Origin of the sequence: Loktanella atrilutea (assembly GCF_900128995.1) — a bacterium.
GTDB lineage: Bacteria > Pseudomonadota > Alphaproteobacteria > Rhodobacterales > Rhodobacteraceae > Loktanella > Loktanella atrilutea.
The window spans coordinates 88138-105716 of record NZ_FQUE01000009.1 but is presented as its reverse complement, the minus strand read 5'-3'; the positions used below and the strand labels follow the sequence as shown (position 1 = coordinate 105716).

General features: G+C 66.9%; 15 protein-coding genes. 12 read left to right on the top strand and 3 right to left on the bottom strand.

Features of this window, described 5'->3' with window-relative positions; all coding sequences use genetic code 11:
* Positions 1-27: 27 nt before the first annotated feature.
* The 3 genes from BUA54_RS16050 to BUA54_RS16040 all read right to left on the bottom strand — a co-directional run bounded on the left by BUA54_RS16050 (position 28) and on the right by BUA54_RS16040 (position 1796).
* A complete protein-coding gene (locus BUA54_RS16050) occupies positions 28-576 on the bottom strand; it encodes a helix-turn-helix transcriptional regulator (RefSeq protein ID WP_084114463.1) in 549 nt (182 codons plus the stop codon).
* Positions 576-1136, bottom strand: a complete 561-nt coding sequence (locus BUA54_RS16045) for a hypothetical protein (RefSeq protein ID WP_072858276.1) — start codon at positions 1134-1136, stop codon at positions 576-578. The genes BUA54_RS16050 and BUA54_RS16045 overlap by 1 nt, the downstream gene beginning before the upstream one ends.
* Positions 1137-1226: 90 nt before the next feature.
* The gene (locus tag BUA54_RS16040) at positions 1227-1796 is read right to left on the bottom strand and encodes a PepSY domain-containing protein (protein ID WP_072858275.1); all 570 of its coding nucleotides are present in this window, start codon (positions 1794-1796) and stop codon (positions 1227-1229) included.
* Between the two features lie 270 nt (positions 1797-2066).
* Between BUA54_RS16040 and BUA54_RS16035 the strand changes: the two genes are divergently transcribed.
* From BUA54_RS16035 to BUA54_RS15980, 12 genes are all read left to right on the top strand, one after another.
* Positions 2067-2633 (top strand): carboxymuconolactone decarboxylase family protein, encoded by a 567-nt coding sequence (locus BUA54_RS16035; protein ID WP_072858274.1) that lies wholly within the window; start codon positions 2067-2069, stop codon positions 2631-2633.
* Positions 2634-2742: 109 nt separating this feature from the next.
* Positions 2743-5235, top strand: coding sequence for a cation:proton antiporter (locus BUA54_RS16030; RefSeq protein ID WP_072858273.1), 2493 nt, complete (start codon positions 2743-2745; stop codon positions 5233-5235).
* A gap of 110 nt (positions 5236-5345) precedes the next feature.
* A complete protein-coding gene (locus tag BUA54_RS16025; RefSeq protein WP_084114461.1) occupies positions 5346-6461 on the top strand; it encodes an HlyD family secretion protein in 1116 nt (371 codons plus the stop codon).
* Positions 6462-6463: 2 nt separating this feature from the next.
* Positions 6464-8050, top strand: a complete 1587-nt coding sequence (locus BUA54_RS16020; protein ID WP_218588295.1) for a DHA2 family efflux MFS transporter permease subunit — start codon at positions 6464-6466, stop codon at positions 8048-8050.
* Between the two features lie 82 nt (positions 8051-8132).
* The gene (locus BUA54_RS16015; RefSeq protein WP_072858272.1) at positions 8133-9182 is read left to right on the top strand and encodes a Gfo/Idh/MocA family protein; all 1050 of its coding nucleotides are present in this window, start codon (positions 8133-8135) and stop codon (positions 9180-9182) included.
* Complete coding sequence (locus BUA54_RS16010; protein ID WP_072858271.1) at positions 9179-10189, top strand: Gfo/Idh/MocA family protein; 1011 nt, start codon at positions 9179-9181, stop codon at positions 10187-10189. The genes BUA54_RS16015 and BUA54_RS16010 overlap by 4 nt, the downstream gene beginning before the upstream one ends.
* Positions 10186-11250 carry a Gfo/Idh/MocA family protein gene (locus tag BUA54_RS16005; protein ID WP_072858270.1) on the top strand — a complete coding sequence of 355 codons (1065 nt, stop codon included), beginning with the start codon at positions 10186-10188 and terminating at the stop codon, positions 11248-11250. The genes BUA54_RS16010 and BUA54_RS16005 overlap by 4 nt, the downstream gene beginning before the upstream one ends.
* A 44-nt stretch (positions 11251-11294) precedes the next feature.
* Entirely contained in the window at positions 11295-12557 is a 1263-nt protein-coding gene (locus tag BUA54_RS16000; protein WP_072858269.1) for an ABC transporter substrate-binding protein, read from the top strand.
* Between the two features lie 51 nt (positions 12558-12608).
* Complete coding sequence (locus BUA54_RS15995; RefSeq protein WP_072858268.1) at positions 12609-13577, top strand: carbohydrate ABC transporter permease; 969 nt, start codon at positions 12609-12611, stop codon at positions 13575-13577.
* A complete protein-coding gene (locus BUA54_RS15990; protein WP_072858267.1) occupies positions 13570-14631 on the top strand; it encodes a carbohydrate ABC transporter permease in 1062 nt (353 codons plus the stop codon). The genes BUA54_RS15995 and BUA54_RS15990 overlap by 8 nt, the downstream gene beginning before the upstream one ends.
* Before the next feature lie 18 nt (positions 14632-14649).
* Positions 14650-15720 carry an ABC transporter ATP-binding protein gene (locus BUA54_RS15985; RefSeq protein ID WP_072858266.1) on the top strand — a complete coding sequence of 357 codons (1071 nt, stop codon included), beginning with the start codon at positions 14650-14652 and terminating at the stop codon, positions 15718-15720.
* Positions 15721-15839: 119 nt separating this feature from the next.
* Positions 15840-17489, top strand: a complete 1650-nt coding sequence (locus BUA54_RS15980) for an MFS transporter (protein ID WP_072858265.1) — start codon at positions 15840-15842, stop codon at positions 17487-17489.
* Positions 17490-17579 lie beyond the last annotated feature (90 nt).

The following is a 17579-nucleotide window of genomic DNA, read 5'->3' as shown; positions in this document are numbered from 1 at the left end:
CCGTGGCGCATAGCGTCACGGGGCGGGTCAGGCAGAGGCCTTGTCCCGCGGGTCGTCCTTTGACCAATCACTTTCCGGTTCCGGCAGGACCATGAGGTCGTCGAGGAACAGGCTGAGCAACTGGCCCCGGCCACTGACGCCGGCCTTGCGGTAGATGGCGTTGCTTTGCGCCTTCACCGTGCCTTCGCTGACGCCGCGCAGGCGGGCGATATCGGCGCCGGACAGGCCCTTGATCGCGAAGAGGGCGACGTCACGCTCCGCCGGGGTGAGGCGCCAGCTGTCGAAACGATCCTCCAGCATCTGCATGAAGGCGCCCGAGGCGCGGCGAAGTTGATCCTCGATCTCGGCCGAGCGGCGCAGGGTGCGTTGCAGGACGATGACGCCAAGCACGACGCCCAGCAGCAGGCCGAGGGCGGCGCCAAGTTCGATGTATTCGCTGATCTGCCAACTGATCGGGACGAGGCCGAGGACCGATGACAGGATGTTGGCGAGGAAGAACATCGCGCAGATGATCTGAACGACGAGGATCGCCAGCACGCCGGCGCCGCGGCGTCCAAGGCGCCGGCGGGCGCGCATCAGTCGTCGTCCCCGTCGTCGCCGCCACCGCGTCCGCCATGGCCGCCGCCATCGCCCTTGCCACCGTCATCGCTGCCGCCGCGGTCACCGCCGCCGTCGTCACCGCCGCCCCGTCCGCTGTTGCCGCCGCCATCGTCGCTGCCGCCGCCGCGGTCACCGTCGTCACCTCCGCCGCGACCGCTGTTACCGGATCCGCCCCCGTCGTCACCGCCCTTGCCCGATCCCGATCCGCCGCGACCACCGGAATCGTCGGACCCGCGTCCGGAGCGATCTTCGCGGCCACCCTGCGGATCCATGATTTGCGGTGCTGCACGGCCGTCGTCGTTCCGTTCCTGCCAGTAGTCGCGCAGGATCTCTCCGGTCTGGGGATTGAAGACCATTTCCCGTTCAAGACGGTCGCTCGTCGCCTCCAGCCGCGTCCGGCCAAGGAGGGTGCGGCTGACCTCGATCCGGGTAAAGCCCTGATCGCGCAACTGGGACAGGATCGATTCCTGCACGGTTTCCGCAGCGGCAAGGGACGGAAGCAGGCACAAGCAAGGCAGGATCAGATGTTTCAGCACAGCAATACTTTCTGCGTGTAGAGGCCCCTGCACCGATGCAGGGGCCCGCTGTTCATGATGTTTATCACGAATTTTCCCGGACTACCGAGATCAATCGTCATCGCTGTCGTCGTTGTCATCGCGGCCGCCGTGACGACCGCCGTCGGATTTGCCGCCATTGTCATCGCCGCCGGACGCATTGTCACCGCCACGGCCGCCATGATTGCCGGGCTCGTGATCGTCGCCATCGTCATCGGATGCGCGATCTCCACCGTGACGGCCATGATCGTCATCGTCGCCCTGCATGCCGTCATCGTCATCGTCTTCGGCATGATCCCCGCCACGGCCCCGACCGCGGCCCTGACCACGGTGATCGTCTGAAGCCTCGTTCGCATGTTCGTCATCGCGCGGCGTGCCGTTCATCATGCCGTCACGATCTTCGACGGAATTGACTTCCTGTTTGAGGATGTCACCGGTGGTGGCGTCATAGGTGACCTCGAGCTGGCGGTCACCGCGAATTGCCTCGACCTTGACCTGATTGTCGCGGGTCTTGACCTCGATGCGCGAGTATCCCTGTTCGGTCAGCTGGTCGACGACCTGCTGACTGATGGATTGGGCGTGACCTGCAATGGCGATCGTCGTCAGGATCGTGGCGCAGGCGAGTGTGGTGCGGATGGACATGTCGGGTTCCTCTCTGGCTGGCCCCGCGTCGTGCCGGGCCCTGACCTCAGAAAGGCGCGTTGCCGTCGCCGGGGCCATTGCCCAGAGGTGCATATTGCACCCGATCATCCTGCTACCTAGGACCATCAACCCAAGTTTACGACCTTGTTTGCCCGACTGGGACGACCTGCCACGCGAACCGCGGTCTGGCGGCGGGGCGCAAAGCGTCGCATGACTGGTCAAGCACGGTGTCACGCACGGACCCCGCGCAGCAACGTGAAAGGACATCCGATGACTTGGCCCACCCCCCGTCTGGCACCGCCGCAGCCCGCCGATTACAATGCGCGACAGCAGCAGATTGCGGCCGCGATCGCAAGCGGACCACGCGGGGTCGTCGCCGGCCCGCTGGCGATCTGGCTGCACCGGCCGCAGCTGGCGGATACCGCGCAGGCACTGGGGGCCTACTGCCGCTATGGCACGTCACTGGAACCGCGCCTGTCGGAACTCGCGATCCTCGTGACGGGCCGGGTGTTCGGGTCGGAATACGAATGGTTCGCCCACAAGGACCATGCCCTTGCCGCCGGTCTGCCGCCCGAGACGGTCGAGGCGATTCGCCTAAACCTGGTTCCTGCGTTCGAAACAGAAGAGGAGAGCGTCGTACACGACGTTGCTCGCGCCGCGCATCTGAACCGGGGTCTGGATGACACGCTCTACGCCCGTGCGATGGCCGTGCTGGGACAGGATCGTCTGGTCGATCTGGTCGGCCTGCTGGGCTATTACACGTTGATCTCGCTGACCATCAACATCTTCGGCGTAACGCCGCCTGACAGCGCCACACCGGAACTTGCCGAGGGATGACGTGACGGATTTGGCCGGTGCCATGCTGCACTGGCAATTGTCCGTCCGATCACCATAATTCGCGCAGCGCAGCATTCCACCGGGGAGCGATGGGCGGTATCTGACGGTCATGGACATCATTCTCGTCACGACCGTCATCGCCTCGCTCTTTCTGGTCATCGGCCTCGCAGAGCCGCTAGCGGCCCGACTGCGGCTGCCCTACAGCGTGATCCTCGCCGTGCTGGGCGTCACCATCGCGGCCGGGGCCACGTTCTTTCTGCGCACGACGCTGACCGACGCGCTGAACCCGGTGGCCGAGGCGATCCTCGGCCTGCCGATCCGGTCAAACGTGTTCCTTTACGTCTTTCTGCCGACCCTGCTGTTTCAGGCCACATTGGGCATGAACCTGCGGCGAATGCTGGATGACTGGGTGCCGATCCTGACGCTGGCTGTGGTTGCCGTCGTCGTGGCGACGATCACGGTGGGTTACGCCCTGTCATGGGCCAGCACGTTGCCGCTGGCGGCCTGCCTGCTGATCGGCGCGATCGTGTCGACCACGGACCCCTCGGCGGTGGTCTCGATCTTCCGTTCGATTTCGGCCCCGCGACGGCTGGCGCGGATCATCGAAGGAGAGAGCCTGCTGAACGACGCCGCGGCGATCGCGCTGTTTGGCCTGTTCATGGGATTTGTCATGCTGGGCGTGCCGGATCCGACCTTTTCCGACGCGATCGGCCGGTTCCCGATGCTGATCGCGGGCGGGGCCCTGGCGGGTTGGGTCGCGGCGCGGCTGGCGGTCTGGATCATGGGCATGTTCGCGCGGCACGAGCGGGCGCAGATCACCGTCTCCATCGCGCTGCCCTATCTGGCCTACATCATCGCCGAACAAAGCGTCGGCGCCTCGGGCGTGATCGCGGTCGTGACCGCCGGCCTGACGCTGAACCTGACCGGGCCGGGGCGGCTGCCGCCGCAGGCCTGGACCTCGCTGCAAGAGGTCTGGGACCTGCTGGCGCATTGGGCCGGGGCGCTGATCTTTATCCTCGCCGCGCTGCTGATCCCGCGTCTGCTGGAGGCGGTGCGCCTGAGCGATATCGCCCTGATCGGCGTCGTCATTCTGGCCGCCGTCGCGGCGCGGGCGGTGATTCTGTTCGGATTGCTGCCGTTGCTGAGCCTGCTGCGGCTGTCGCCTGTCGTGGAACGCCCCTATCGCGCGGCGATCCTATGGGGGGGATTGCGGGGGGCGGTGACGCTGGCGCTAGCGCTGGCGGTGACCGAGAGCCTGCGAGTGCCGGTCGAGGTCAAGCGCATCGTCGGCATCCTTGCGACGGGTTTCACCGTTTTCACCCTGATCGTGCAGGGGTCGACCCTGCGGATGGTGATCGGCTGGCTGGGGCTGGACCGGCTGTCGCCTATCGATGACGCGCTGTCGCGGCAGGTCGTCGCCGTCGCACTGCAGACGGTGAGAGAGGATGTCGCCCGCACGACAGAGAACTACGACCTGTCCCGCGACATCGTACGGTCAGAGGCGAAGCGGTTCGGCGAGCGGCTTGATGCCGCCGTCGTGTCGGCAGAGGCGAATGCCGACATCCTCGACCGGGATCGGATCACGCTGGGGCTGATCGCGTTGGCGGGTCACGAGCGGGACACGATTCTCGCGCGGGTGCGGGAACGCACGATCTCTGCCCGGATGGCGGAGCGGGTGCTGCTGGATGCGGACCAGCTGATCGAGGGCGCCCGGTCTGGCGGGCGCAGCGGGTATCAGCGGGCCGCGCGGCGCAACGTGGCCTATGGCCCGGCGTTTCAGGCGGGCGTCTCGCTGCAGCGGCGATTGGGGCTGTCGGGGCCGCTGGCCCGGATGACGGCGGACCGGTTCGAACTGCTTTTGTCGCAGCGACTGATCCTGCGGGATCTGGGCGGATTCATCGACGGGCGGATCAGGCGCATTCACGGACGGCGGGTCGCGGACCTGCTGCACGAGCTGCTGTCGCGCAGGATCGAAGCGGCGGAGACCGCACTGGAGGGGCTGCGCCTGCAATATCCGGGCTATGCCGAGGAACTGGAGCGGCGCTTCATCCGGAGGACGGCGTTGCGGCTGGAAGAGCGGGAATACAACGCGATGCGAGAGGACGGCCTGATCGGGTCGGAGGTCTATACCGCGCTGATGCAGGAACTGGGCGCGCGGCGGGCCAGTGCCGAGGACCGCCCGAAGCTCGACATTGCATTGCAGCGCACGGATCTGGTGCGGCAATTTCCAGTCTTCAAGGATCTGGACGATGCAGCGCTGGCCCGGCTGGGACGGGCGCTGCAGACGGAATACGTCGATGCGGGTCAGGTCATTGTGCCGCGCGACAGCATCGCCACGCGGGTCTTCTTCATCGCCTCTGGCGCGGTCGAGATGGAAGCGGCGGGCCAGCCCCTGCGCCTTGGGCGGGGCGAAATGTTCGGCCAGTTGGCGTTGCTGTCGCGGCGGCCCCGGCGGGCCGAGGTGCGGGCGATCGCGCCCTCGACACTGCTGGTGCTGGACGAGGTGCGGTTTCGCCGGCTGCTGCAGGCCAGCAGCGGGCTGCAAGAGGCTGTCCGGGCAAGTGCCGAAAAGCGGGGACTCGACCCCGACGCGGTGTTTTAGGGTGGCGCAGCCTTGATGACCGGGACTGCCAGCCTAAGCTGTGGCAGGCTTCGGGACGACCAGCATGACAGGCGGCCTGCCCGGACGGTTTACCAGGGCGAGGTTCGCAGATGTCCGAACATCAAGACCGACCGGCCGATGCGGCCGAGACCGCGCCAGACAGCGGCGATACATCAGACGAAGCGAAAGGGTCGTCGCGCCGCAAGCGGATCACGCTGATCATCGTGGCGATCGTCGTCGTGGCCGCGGTGGTTGGCGGCGTTCTGTGGTACCTGCACGCCCGGCAATTCGCGACGACCGACGATGCCTTTATCGGTGGCGACGTGGTGCGGGTCTCGGCGCAGGAGGCGGGCGCACTGATCGCGGTGCCCGTCACGTCCAACCAGCAGGTGCAGGCGGGCGATGTGCTGGCGCGGATCGACGATGCAGCCCTGCAGGCTGAATTGGCGCTACGGCAGGCGCAGTTGGCGCAGGCGCGCACCGCGATGGGTGAGGCGGAGGCCGGCATCGCCGAAGCGCAGGCGGCCCTAGCGGGGGCGCAAAGCAATGCGGCGGGCGCCCAGGTCACGGCGCAGAACGCACGCACCAAGGCAGACCGCTACGCGGCACTGGTCGACGAAACCGGGCAGACCTCGATTTCACGCCAGACCAACGACGACACGCAGGCTGCGGCGGACGAGGCCGAAGCCGCAGCAACGGCTGCTGCGACGCAGGTCAAGACTGCCGAAAGCCGGGTTGCGGCGGCCGAGGCGCAGGCTGCATCCGCCAAGGCGAATATCAAGGCGGCTGAAGCCAATGTCGCGGCGACGCAGGTCAGCGTGGATCATACGACGATCACGGCGCCGATCGACGGTCAGGTCGTGCAAAACAATGTGAACCTCGGGTCCTATGTCGCGGCGGGCACGCAACTGATGGCGATCGTACCGAACGACCTTTACGTGACCGCGAACTTCAAGGAAACGCAGATTGCCGACATCCATCCGGGGCAGGCGGTCGATATCACCATCGACGCCTTTCCCGACGTGGACTTCAGCGGCACCGTGGTCTCGATCCAGAACGGGGCAGGGCAGGCGTTCCAACTGCTGCCACCGCAGAACGCCACCGGCAACTTCGTCAAGGTCGTGCAGCGGGTGCCGGTCCGGATCTCGATCGACAAGCCGAGCCTTGCGGATTACCCCATCGGGCCGGGCATGTCGGTGCTGCCCCGCATCCATCTGGACGACTGACCGTGGCGGGGGCCGCCACCGCCGGGGCAGGGGACCGCGCGCGGGACGACACGCCGGACCTGCCCCGCTCGGCCGCCGGGGTCGGCGGGCCGTGGCTGATGACCATCGTGATCTCTGCCGCGACCTTCATGGAGATCCTCGATACCTCGATCGCCAACGTGGCGCTGGCCAACATCTCGGGCGGTTTGGGCGTTTCGACCAGTCAAGGGACGTGGATCGTCACCAGCTACCTCGTCGCCAACGCGATCATCATTCCGATCAGCGGGTTCCTGTCCAAGGCGATCGGGCGCAAGCGCTACTTCATGATCTCGATCGCGCTGTTCACGGCGGCCTCGCTGCTTTGCGCCGTGTCCACGTCGCTGGGGACGCTGATCCTCGCCCGCGTGCTGCAGGGCGTCGGTGGCGGCGGGCTGGCCCCGGTGGAACAGTCGATGCTGGCCGACAGTTTCCCGCCCGAGAAGCGGGGGCAGGCCTTTGCGGTCTTCGGCATCGTCGTGGTGGTGGCCCCGATCATCGGGCCGACCATCGGCGGCTGGATCACCAATGTCATCTCGTGGCACTGGATATTCCTGATCAACGTGCCGGTGGGCATATTCACCCTGTTCACCGTCGGCGCCGTGGTCAACGAACCCAAGGCGCTGGTGGAGGAGACGCGCAAGCTGCGCGCCGGCGGGCTGAAGGTTGACTACATCGGTTTCATCCTTGTCGCCATCGGTCTGGCGGGCCTGCTGGTGATGCTCGACCGGGGCGAGGCGGAGGGCTGGTTTTCCAGCAACCTGATCCTGACCATGACCGCGATGGCCGTCGTGGGCCTTGGCGGCATGGTCGCGTGGGAGCTGAACCACCCGGACCCCATCGTGCCCATCGGGCTGCTGGCGAACCGCAACTTCGCGATCTGCACCGTGCTGATCATGATCACCGGGCTGCTGGTCTTCGGCACGATCCAGATCATCCCCCAGATGCTGCAGCAGGTCTTTGGCTATACCGCCTATGACGCGGGGCTGGCGCTGACCTATGGCGGGGTGATCTCGCTGCTGCTGATGCCCGTGGCCGGGGCGCTGTCGGGGCGGGTCGACCTGCGGCTGCTGCTCCTGCCCGCCTTCGTCACGCAGGCGGTGTCGTTCTGGTGGTTCAGCGGGTTCAGCCTGCAAAGCACCTTTGCCGATGCGGCATGGGGGCGGTTCTTCATCTCTCTGGGGCTGCCGTTCATCTTCATCCCGATCACCTCTGCCGCCTACGTCGGGTTGAAGCAGGGCGAGTCGGACAAGGCGTCGGCCTTGTTGAACTTCTTTCGCAATCTCGGTGGGGCATTCGGGATATCCCTCTGCCAGACGCTGCTGGCGCGGCGCGAACAGGTGCAGCAGGCGCGGATGACCGAGGGGCTGAACGATCTGAACCCTATCTTTGTCGATGCGCTCGACACGCTGACGCGACAGGTCGGCAGCCGCGATGCGGGGCTGGCGACGCTGTACCAACAGGCGCAGCGGCAGGCGGCGATGATGGCCTATGTGGAGCTTTTCCACGTCCTGATGCTGCTGGTCGTCTTCATGCTGCCGCTGATCCTGCTGCTGCGCACGCGCAAGAGTTGACGCCCGCGGGGCCCCCGCGCCCTTGACGATGCGTCCGGTGCCATGCACACCAAGCGGCAAGAGGGGTGGGGGACCGGACGTCATGGCTCAGACGACAGGCGCGCGGGCGGCACTGATCGGCGCCGGCATGGTGGCACGGACCCACGTTGCCGCGATCGCCGATACGGACGCCGTGCAACTGGCCACGATCTGCGCCCGCCGCCCAGAACGGGCCGCGGCGCTGGCGGCAGAGGCCGCAGAGCGCATGGGCCACCCCGTCGCCGCGACGACCGATCTGGCCAGCGTGGCCGCCGATCCTGCCATCGCCTTTGCCATCGTGCTGACCCCGCCCGACGCCCGCGCCGACGTGATCCGGCCGCTGGCGCAGGCGGGCAAGCACATCCTGCTGGAAAAGCCCATGGGCCGCACGGCAGAGGAAGCGCGCGAGGTCGTGGCGATCTGCCGCGATGCCGGTGTCACCTTGGGCGTGGTGTTCCAGCATCGCGTGCGCGCGGCTTCCCGCGCCGCCGCCGCGCGCATCGCCACCGGCGATCTGGGTGCGCTGGGGCTGGTGGAGATTTCCGTGCCCTGGTGGCGGCCGCAAAGCTATTACGACGAGCCGGGGCGCGGCACCTATGCCCGCGACGGCGGCGGGGTGCTGATCTCTCAGGCGATCCACACGATGGATCTGGCGCTGAGCCTCGCGGGGCCGGTGACGGCGGTGCGGGCCATGGCCGCGACGACCCGCTTTCACGCCATGGAGGCGGAGGATTTCGTCACCGCCGGCCTGACTTTCGCCAACGGCGCGGTGGGGTCCATGGTCGCCAGCACCGCCAGCTTTCCCGGCGGGGCGGAATCGATCACCCTGCATTTCGAGCGCGCCAGCCTGCACCTCGCCTCCGGCCAGCTGGTCACGCAGTGGCGCGATGGCCGGGTTGAAAAGGAAGGTGCCACGGGCGGCACCGGCGGCGGGGCCGATCCAATGGCCTTTACCTCCGACTGGCACCGGGACGTCATCGCGGATTTCGCGCAAGCCATCGCCACCGGCCGCGACCCGCTGGTGACGGGAGAGGCCGCATTGGCCGCCCACGACCTGATCGACGCAACCATCCGGTCGGCCCGCAGCGGCCGCCCCGAGGAGATACCGCAATGACCACGCCCCTGCGCTTTGCCGCCATCGGCATCGACCACCGCCACATCTACGGCATGGCCGCCAACATGATCGACGCGGGCTGCACCTTCGTCGGCTGGGCGACCGAGGGGCATCCCAATACCGAGGACGGCTTTGTCGAACGGTTCCCCGACGTGCCGCGCCGCGACGCGCAGGCTCTGCTGGACGATCCCGCCGTCGACCTGATCCTGCTGTCGGGCATCCCCCGCGACAGGGCTGGTTGGGCCGTCCGCGCGATGGAGGCCGGCAAGGACGTGCTCAGCGACAAGCCCGGCTGCACGACCGAGGAGCAGCTGGCGACGCTGCGGGACACCGTCGCCCGCACCGGCCGCATCTGGTCCATCGACTTTTCCGAACGGTTCGAGGTGCCTGCCGTCACCCGCGCGGCCGAACTGGTGGCCGAGGGCGCCATCGGGCGGGTGATCCAGACGCTGGGCATCGGGCCGCACCGGCTGAACCGGGCGACGCGGCCCGACTGGTTCTTCGAACGCGACGCCTATGGCGGCATCCTGACCGACATCGCCAGCCACCAGATCGACCAGTTCCTGTTCTTCACCGGATCGACCGACGCCGAGGTGACGCTCGCCCGCGTCGCCAACTACGCCAACCCGGACGATCCCGGCCTGCAGGATTTCGGAGAGATCGCCCTGCAAAGCCCGAAGGGTCACGGCTATATCCGCGTCGACTGGTACACGCCCGACGCGCTGCCGACGTGGGGCGACGGGCGGCTGACCATTCTGGGGACCGAGGGCTATATCGACCTGCGCAAGTACGTGGACGTGGGCCAGCCGGGGACCGATCACCTGATCCTTGTCAACGGCGACCGGTGCGAGCGGATCGACGCCTCCGGCGCCGGTCTGCCGTTCTTTGCGCGGCTGGCGGCGGATGTCCGCGACCGGACCGAGACGGCGATGACGCAGACGCATGTCTTCAAGGTCTGCGAACTGTCCCTGCGGGCGCAGGCCATGGCAGAGGCGGCGCAGGCATGATCCGGGTCGCCATCGTCGGCGCCGGGATCGGGGCCGAGCATCTGGCGGGCTACCGGGCGCTGCCCGACCGTTTTGCCGTGACGACCTTCTGCGATCTGGACACCGCCCGCGCCGAAAAGGCCACCGGCGGCGACCCCGCCATCGCCGTCACCGGCGATCTGGACGCGGTGCTGGCGGACCCGGCCATCGACCTGATCGACGTCTGCCTGCCGCCGCATCTGCATTTCCCGATCACCCTGCGGGTGCTGAAGGCGGGCAAGCACGCGATCTGCGAAAAGCCCATCGTGCGCGCCCTGTCCGAGGCGGATGCGCTGGAACGCGCGGCGCTGGCCGCCGACCGGCAGGTGTTTCCGGTGTTCCAATATCGCTTCGGCCGCGCGATGCAGCAGCTGGTGGCCCTTCAGGAGGCGGGGCTGGCGGGCAAGGCCTTCGTTGCCAGCATCGAGACGCACTGGAACCGCGGCACCGCCTATTACGACATTCCGTGGCGCGGCACATGGGCCGGCGAATCCGGCGGCGCCCTGCTGGGCCATGCGATCCACGCCCACGACCTGCTGTGCCACATCCTCGGGCCCGTCGCCGCCGTCTCGGCCATGGCCGACACCCGCGTGAACGCAATCGAGACCGAGGATTGCGCCGCGCTCGCCTTTCGCATGGAAAGCGGCGCGCTGGCGACCAGTTCGGTCACGCTGGGCGGCGGCGACGACACCACGCGGCTGCGGTTCTGCTTTCAGGGCTTCACAGCCGAAAGCGGCAGCGCGCCCTATACCCCCGCGCAGTCCGACTGGCGCTTCATCGCGCGGGCGCCCACGACGCAGGACCAGATCGACGCGGTGACGCAGGCGGTGCCCGAGGGACACGGCGGCTTTGCCGGATACCTCGACGCGGTGGCCGATGCACTGGACGGCGCACCGGGGCGCGAGGTCAACCTTGCAGCCGGACGCCGGTCCATCGAACTTGTGACGGCGATATACGCGGCGATCCGGGGGGGGCGGACCATCGACCTGCCCCTCGCGCCGGATTCAGAGTTTTACAACGGCTGGATGCCGCCCGTAAGCTAGGGCGACCAACATCCGGCACACGGCATCTGGGAGGAGCCTGACCAATGAGACAGACGATTTTGCGGACGACCGCGCTTGCGGCGGGACTTGGGATGACGGCCGGGGCGGCCATGGCGCAGGACATCCGGTTCCAGTGCTATTCCGACGGCAACGAATGCGAGGTCTACGACGACCTGCTGTCGCGCTTCGAGGCCGAAAACCAGGGCGTCAACATCACCGTGGACGTGGTGCCCTATCAGGCGATCCTCGAAAATTTGCCGGTGCAGCTGGCAGCCGGCAACGGGCCGGACATGGCGAAGGTCACGGACCTTGGCGGTCTGAACCAGTATTACCTCGACCTTGCGCCCTACATCGACACCGCCGCCTGGGACGAGGCCTTCGGCAACACGCTGGACTGGTATCGCGCCGGCGACCGTCAGGGATACTATGGCCTGCACACGCAGCTGACCATCACCGGCGGCTTCGTCAACGCGACCCTGTTCGAGCAGGCGGGCGTCGAGATGCCCGGCGAAGGCGCGACATGGGACGACTGGGCGACGGCGACCAAGGCCGTGGCCGAGGCGACCGACGCCGACTTCCCGATGGCGGTCGACCGGTCGGGCCACCGCGTCGCGGGGCCCGCGATCTCCTACGGCGCCAAGTTCCTCGATGCCGAGGGCAAGGGCACCTTCGACGGCTTCAAGCCCTTTGCCGAGCAGTTCGTCGCTTGGAACGAGGACGGCACCATGGCGCGCGACGTCTGGGCCAGCCAGGGCGGCGCCACCTATGCCGACGCCGCGCAGGAGTTCATCAACGGCGAGGTCGTGCTCTACTACTCCGGCTCTTGGCAGGTCGCGCGGCTGGACGAGCAGGTGGGCGACTTCTTCGACTGGAAGGTCATCGGGTCGCCCTGCGGTCCCACGGGTGAATGCACCGGCATGCCGGGTGGTGCCGGCATCGTCGGCTTCGAGCAGACCGAGCACCCGGAACTGGTGGCGAAGATCATCGACTTCCTTGCGCAAAAGGACATCTATGCCGAGGCCGCCGCGCGGACACGCAACCTGCCCGCGCATCAGGGCGTCGCCGCCGAGGGCGTGACCTTCGAAGACGTGACGCCAGCCGCGCAGGAGGCGCTGAGCGCCTTTGCCGCCGACCTGAAGAACGTGTCGCCCACCGCCTTCGCCTATCAGGGCTATGCGGGCAACCGGGCGATGTTCGGCATCACGGTCGAGCGTCTGAGCCAGGCCATCGTCGGAGAGCTGACGGTGGACGACGCGATGACCCGCATGGAAGACGACCTGAAGGCCGCGGCCGAAGGGTCGCAATAACAGGACGACACCCCGCCGCACCCCTGCGGCGGGGACTTTCGGGGGGCGTCCATGCTGGCAGTCATCACACCGCTCATGCGGATCATCGAGATCCCGATGCTGGCCCTGCAGCGGCTGCTGGGGATCAACCGGCTGGCCTGGGCGTTCCTGCTGCCGAACCTGATCCTTTTCGGACTCTTCGCCTTTCTGCCGGTAATACTAAACGTGTTCTACGCGACCTCTGGCAGCGACAACGTGCTGCTTCAGAACCGGCCCTTCGTGGGCGGGCAGAACTTCGGTCAGCTGCTGGACTGCGGCAACTACATCGACGCCAATTCCTGCCGCGAGGACAAGTTCTGGCGCGCGGTCTGGAATACCGTGACCTTCGTGACGCTGCAGGCCGGCTTCATGGTGGGGTTCGCCCTGCTGACGGCGGTGATCCTGAACGGCAGGATCCGGGCGCGGGGCTTTTTTCGGTCGGTGTTCTTCTTTCCGGTGTTGCTGTCGCCGGTCGTCGTGGCGCTGATCTGGAAATGGATCCTGCAGCGCGAGGGGGTGCTGAACGCCTTCCTCGACTGGACCGGGCTTGGCGGCATCAACTGGCTGGTCGATGCGCAATGGGCCTTTGGCTGGTCGGTCTTCATCTCGGTCTGGGCGCATATGGGGTTCTATACGCTGATCCTGCTGGCGGGCCTGCAGGCGATCCCGCGGGATGTCTACGAGGCGGCGACGATGGACGGCGCGTCAGGCTGGCGGACGTTCCGGCGCATCACCCTGCCGCTGTTGGCGCCCACCATGCTGGTCGTGCTGGTGCTGGCGCTGATCCGCGGCGTGCAGACCTTCGACGAGATCTATGCCTTTACCGGGGGCGGGCCGGGGACGGCTACGACCTTCATCATTCAATATATCTATGAACGCGGCTTTGCAGGTGCGCCGCGGCTGTTCGGGCTGGCCGCGGCCGCATCGCTGCTGGTGGCGGGTGTGCTGGTGGTGCTGACGCTGGCGCAGTTGTGGGCCAACAGGAGGAACGTCGATGGCTGACCGCAGTGGCGTCACGGGCTTTCTGACCGCGACGCGGGGCAGGGGGCGGCTGCACTGGACCGACTGGGTGTCCTACGGCTACCTCTTCCTTGGCGTCTTCCTGATGTTTGGCCCCGTGGTCTGGCTGGTGCTGTCCAGCTTCAAGGACCAGAACGAGCTCGACCGGTTTCCGCCGCGGTTCCTGCCCTATGCGCAGGAGGTGCTGACGGTGCCGGGCTACGACGATCCGCTGCCCGCCTTCACCGTGACGGAGGGCGATCTGGCGGGACAGGTCGTCGGCCAGACCCGCCGCGCCGCGGGCCGGGCCGAGGTCGTGTCGCCCGACGCGCCGGAGGATCGTGTGCGTCTGACCACGGACATGCTGCAACCGGTCGAAGGGGTGGCCTTTGCCACCGACAATTATACCCAGCTTTTCGCGCGGTTCGATTTCCTGCGGTATTTCTGGAACTCGACCTTCATCACTATCGCCGCCACGGTCATCATGCTGCTGGTCAACGCGATGGCCGCCTTCGCCCTGTCGAAATACCAGTTTCGGGGGCGCAACGCGGTGCTGCTGATCGTCATCGGCACATTGATGATCCCGCAGACCGTGGTGCTGGTGCCGCTGTTCCTGATCGTCACGAAACTGGGCATGTTCAACAGCCTGTGGGGCGTCATCATTCCCGGAGCCGCGACGCCGACCGGGGTGTTCCTGCTACGGCAGTACATGATCACGATCCCGGACGAGATCCTTGACGCCGCGCGCATGGACAAGGCCAGCGAGTGGAAGATCTTCTGGCGGATCATCCTGCCGCTGTCGGCCCCCGCCATCGCGGTGCTGGCGATCCTTGCGATCATGTGGCGCTGGAACGACTTCCTCTGGCCGCTGATCGTGCTGACCCGGACCGAGAATTTCACATTGCAGCTTGCACTGAACTCCTTCCAAGGCGAGTTGCAGACCGACTGGCCCAGCCTGCTGGCGATGACCGTTCTGACGCTGCTGCCGATCGCGGCGGTGTTCATGTTCCTGCAGAAATACATCGCTACAGGCATCGCCTCGACCGGCGGCAAATGACGACGAATAGGAAACAAGATGGCCAGAGTTGAGCTGCGGCGGGTCCGCAAGTCCTATGGAGAGGTGGAGGTCATCAAGGGCATCGACCTCGACGTGCAGCAGGGCGAGTTCTGCGTCTTCGTCGGCCCCTCGGGCTGCGGCAAGTCCACGCTGCTGCGCATGATCTCGGGGCTGGAGCCGATCAGCGACGGCGACGTCGTCATTGGCGACGAGGTTGTCAACGACATTCCCGCCGCCGACCGGGGGCTGGCGATGGTGTTCCAGTCCTATGCGCTTTACCCGCACATGTCCGTGCGCCAGAATCTCAGCTTCGGGTTGGAAAACATCAACACGCCGAAGGCCGAGATCAGGGCCAAGGTCGATCAGGTGGCGAAGATGCTGCAGATCGACACGTTGCTGGACCGGCGCCCCAAGGACCTATCCGGCGGTCAGCGCCAGCGGGTCGCGATCGGGCGGGCCGTTGTGCGCGAGCCGCGCGTCTTCCTGTTCGACGAGCCGCTGTCGAACCTCGATGCGGAGCTGCGGGTCGAAATGCGCAAGGAGATCACGGGCCTGCACCGGCGGCTGGAAAACACCATGATCTACGTGACGCACGATCAGGTCGAGGCGATGACGATGGCCGACAAGATCGCGGTCCTTCGGCTCGGCGAGCTGGAACAGTTCGGGAAACCGCTCGACCTTTACAACCGGCCGCGCAACCTGTTCGTCGCGGGCTTCATCGGGTCACCCAAGATGAACTTCGTCGCGGGGCGGATCGATGGCGACACGCTGGCGCTGGACACCGGCGAGCGGATGTCGCTGCCCGCCACGGGGTTCCGCTATCAGCCGGGACAGGCGGTCACGCTGGGGATCCGGCCCAACCACGTCACCGTCGGCGACGACGGCCCGATTCGCATGACTGTCGCCAGCGTGGAGCAGTTGGGGGGCGAATCTTATATCTACGGCACCCTTGGCAATGGCGGCGCAATCGCGCTGCATCTGCCCGGTCAGGCCGGCGCCGGTACGGGCGAAGTGCTGACCATCGGTGCCGACCCTGCGCAGATCCATCTGTTCGACACCGAAAGCGGCCTGTCCCTGCGCACCGACTGACGATTCCATGCGGCGTGCCCGCCCGCTGAATCGCATTGACCTTGGCGTAGTGGGGGCCATGTCCTGCAGCATTCCGGCGCGGCGCGAGACCTGCCGATCATACCCCAAGGAGGCCCGTCCTGCCCGGTCAACCCATCTCTCCATTCTCGGTGCCGATCTTCCGCTCCATCTGGCTCGCGTCGATGTCGTCGAACTTCGGCGGTCTGGTCCAGGCCGTGGGTGCGTCCTGGCTGATGACTTCGCTGTCGAACTCATCTCAGGAAGTGGCGCTGGTGCAGGCGTCGACCGCCTTGCCGATCATGCTCTTTTCACTCGCGGCGGGAGCGATCGCAGATAACCTCGACCGGCGCATCGTGATGCTGTGCGCGCAGACCTACATGGTGGTGATGTCCCTGCTGCTGGCGTTTTTCGCATGGAACGACTGGCTGACGCCCTGGGGGCTGCTGGGGTTCACCTTTGCCATCGCCTGCGGCACGGCGCTGAACAATCCGGCGTGGCAGGCCTCTGTCGGGGACATGGTGCCGCGCAGTGCCTTGCCCGGCGCGGTAGCGCTGAATTCCATGGGGTTCAACATGGCGCGGTCAGTCGGGCCAGCGATCGGCGGGGCGATCGTCGCCGTGGCCGGGGCCGCGGGCGCGTTCCTGACCAACGCCGTCAGCTACATCGGACTGATCGTGGTTCTGTTGCGCTGGCATCCGGACCGTAAGCCGCGCACGCTGCCGCGGGAACGGATCGACGTCGCCATGGCCGCCGGGCTGCGCTATGTCGCCATGTCGCCGAACCTGTGCGTCGTGCTGCTGCGTGGGTGCCTTTTCGGCGCAGCCGCGGCGGCGATCCCGGCACTGATGCCGATCGTGGCACGCGACCTGATCGTTGGCGGGCCGCTGACCTATGGCGTCCTGCTGGGGGCCTTCGGCATCGGTGCCGTCGGCGGTGCCCTGTCCAGCGGAAGGCTGCGTGCGCGGCTCACGACCGAGGGGATCGTAAGGGTTGCATCCGTCGCGATCGTGCTGGGCGGTGCCGCCACAGGCCTCAGTCGGACTCTCATTCTGACGCTGCCCGCGCTGATGCTGGCAGGAGCAGGGTGGGTGCTGGCACTGTCCACATTCAACGTGACGGTGCAGCTGTCGACGCCGCGCTGGGTCGTCGGACGCGCACTGTCGTTGTACCAGATGGCGACCTTCGGCGGTATGGCAGCCGGAGCCTGGGGTTTCGGCGCGGTGGCGGAACGTCATGGTGTGACCCTCGGTCTGCTTGCCGCGGCGGCACTGCAGGCGGCGGGCGGGCTGGCCGGGCTTGTGCTGCCATTGCCCGCGGGTGGCGATGCGGACCTCGAACCGATGGACAATCTGGGCGAGCCCGAGACCGCGGTGCCGGTCCACGCCCGGTCCGGCCCCATCGTCATCACCATCGAACATCGCGTGCCCGAGGCGAACATTCCGGCCTTCGTTGCCGCAATGAACGAAAGGCGGCGCATCCTGCGCCGCGACGGCGCGCAACGCTGGACCCTGCTGCGCGATCTGGCCGAAACCGACCTGTGGATCGAGCGCTATCACGTCGCGACGTGGCTGGAATACATCCGCGACCGGCAACGGCGGACCCGGGCGGACCAGGACAATTCAAGGCAAATCCGTGCGCTTCATGTCGAGGGTCACACGCCGCGTGTGCACCGGATGATCGAGCGGCCCGTCGGCTCTGCTTCGTCGGAACATGTGCCGGGCGGCCATGAAGCCGGCGATCCGATGACGGACCCGACGCGGGCCAACTGAAGGCGTTTGACAAGTTGCATTCGCGGCTTGGCTGCCTTTCAGCGGCGCTGCACTCCGAGCTTTTTGGCTGGAATTCCTGATCGATGGCGC

What these genes read in the sequence shown, in the direction of transcription:
- BUA54_RS16050 (WP_084114463.1), bottom strand. Translation starts at nt 576, where the DNA reads ATGCGCGCCCGCCGGCGCCTTGGACGCCGCGGCGCCGGCGTGCTGGCG.
- BUA54_RS16035 (WP_072858274.1), top strand. Translation starts at nt 2,067, where the DNA reads ATGACTTGGCCCACCCCCCGTCTGGCACCGCCGCAGCCCGCCGATTAC.
- BUA54_RS15995 (WP_072858268.1), top strand. Translation starts at nt 12,609, where the DNA reads ATGCTGGCAGTCATCACACCGCTCATGCGGATCATCGAGATCCCGATG.
- BUA54_RS16030 (WP_072858273.1), top strand. Translation starts at nt 2,743, where the DNA reads ATGGACATCATTCTCGTCACGACCGTCATCGCCTCGCTCTTTCTGGTC.
- BUA54_RS16005 (WP_072858270.1), top strand. Translation starts at nt 10,186, where the DNA reads ATGATCCGGGTCGCCATCGTCGGCGCCGGGATCGGGGCCGAGCATCTG.
- BUA54_RS15985 (WP_072858266.1), top strand. Translation starts at nt 14,650, where the DNA reads ATGGCCAGAGTTGAGCTGCGGCGGGTCCGCAAGTCCTATGGAGAGGTG.
- BUA54_RS16040 (WP_072858275.1), bottom strand. Translation starts at nt 1,796, where the DNA reads ATGTCCATCCGCACCACACTCGCCTGCGCCACGATCCTGACGACGATC.
- BUA54_RS16025 (WP_084114461.1), top strand. Translation starts at nt 5,346, where the DNA reads ATGTCCGAACATCAAGACCGACCGGCCGATGCGGCCGAGACCGCGCCA.
- BUA54_RS15990 (WP_072858267.1), top strand. Translation starts at nt 13,570, where the DNA reads ATGGCTGACCGCAGTGGCGTCACGGGCTTTCTGACCGCGACGCGGGGC.
- BUA54_RS16015 (WP_072858272.1), top strand. Translation starts at nt 8,133, where the DNA reads ATGGCTCAGACGACAGGCGCGCGGGCGGCACTGATCGGCGCCGGCATG.
- BUA54_RS16000 (WP_072858269.1), top strand. Translation starts at nt 11,295, where the DNA reads ATGAGACAGACGATTTTGCGGACGACCGCGCTTGCGGCGGGACTTGGG.
- BUA54_RS16010 (WP_072858271.1), top strand. Translation starts at nt 9,179, where the DNA reads ATGACCACGCCCCTGCGCTTTGCCGCCATCGGCATCGACCACCGCCAC.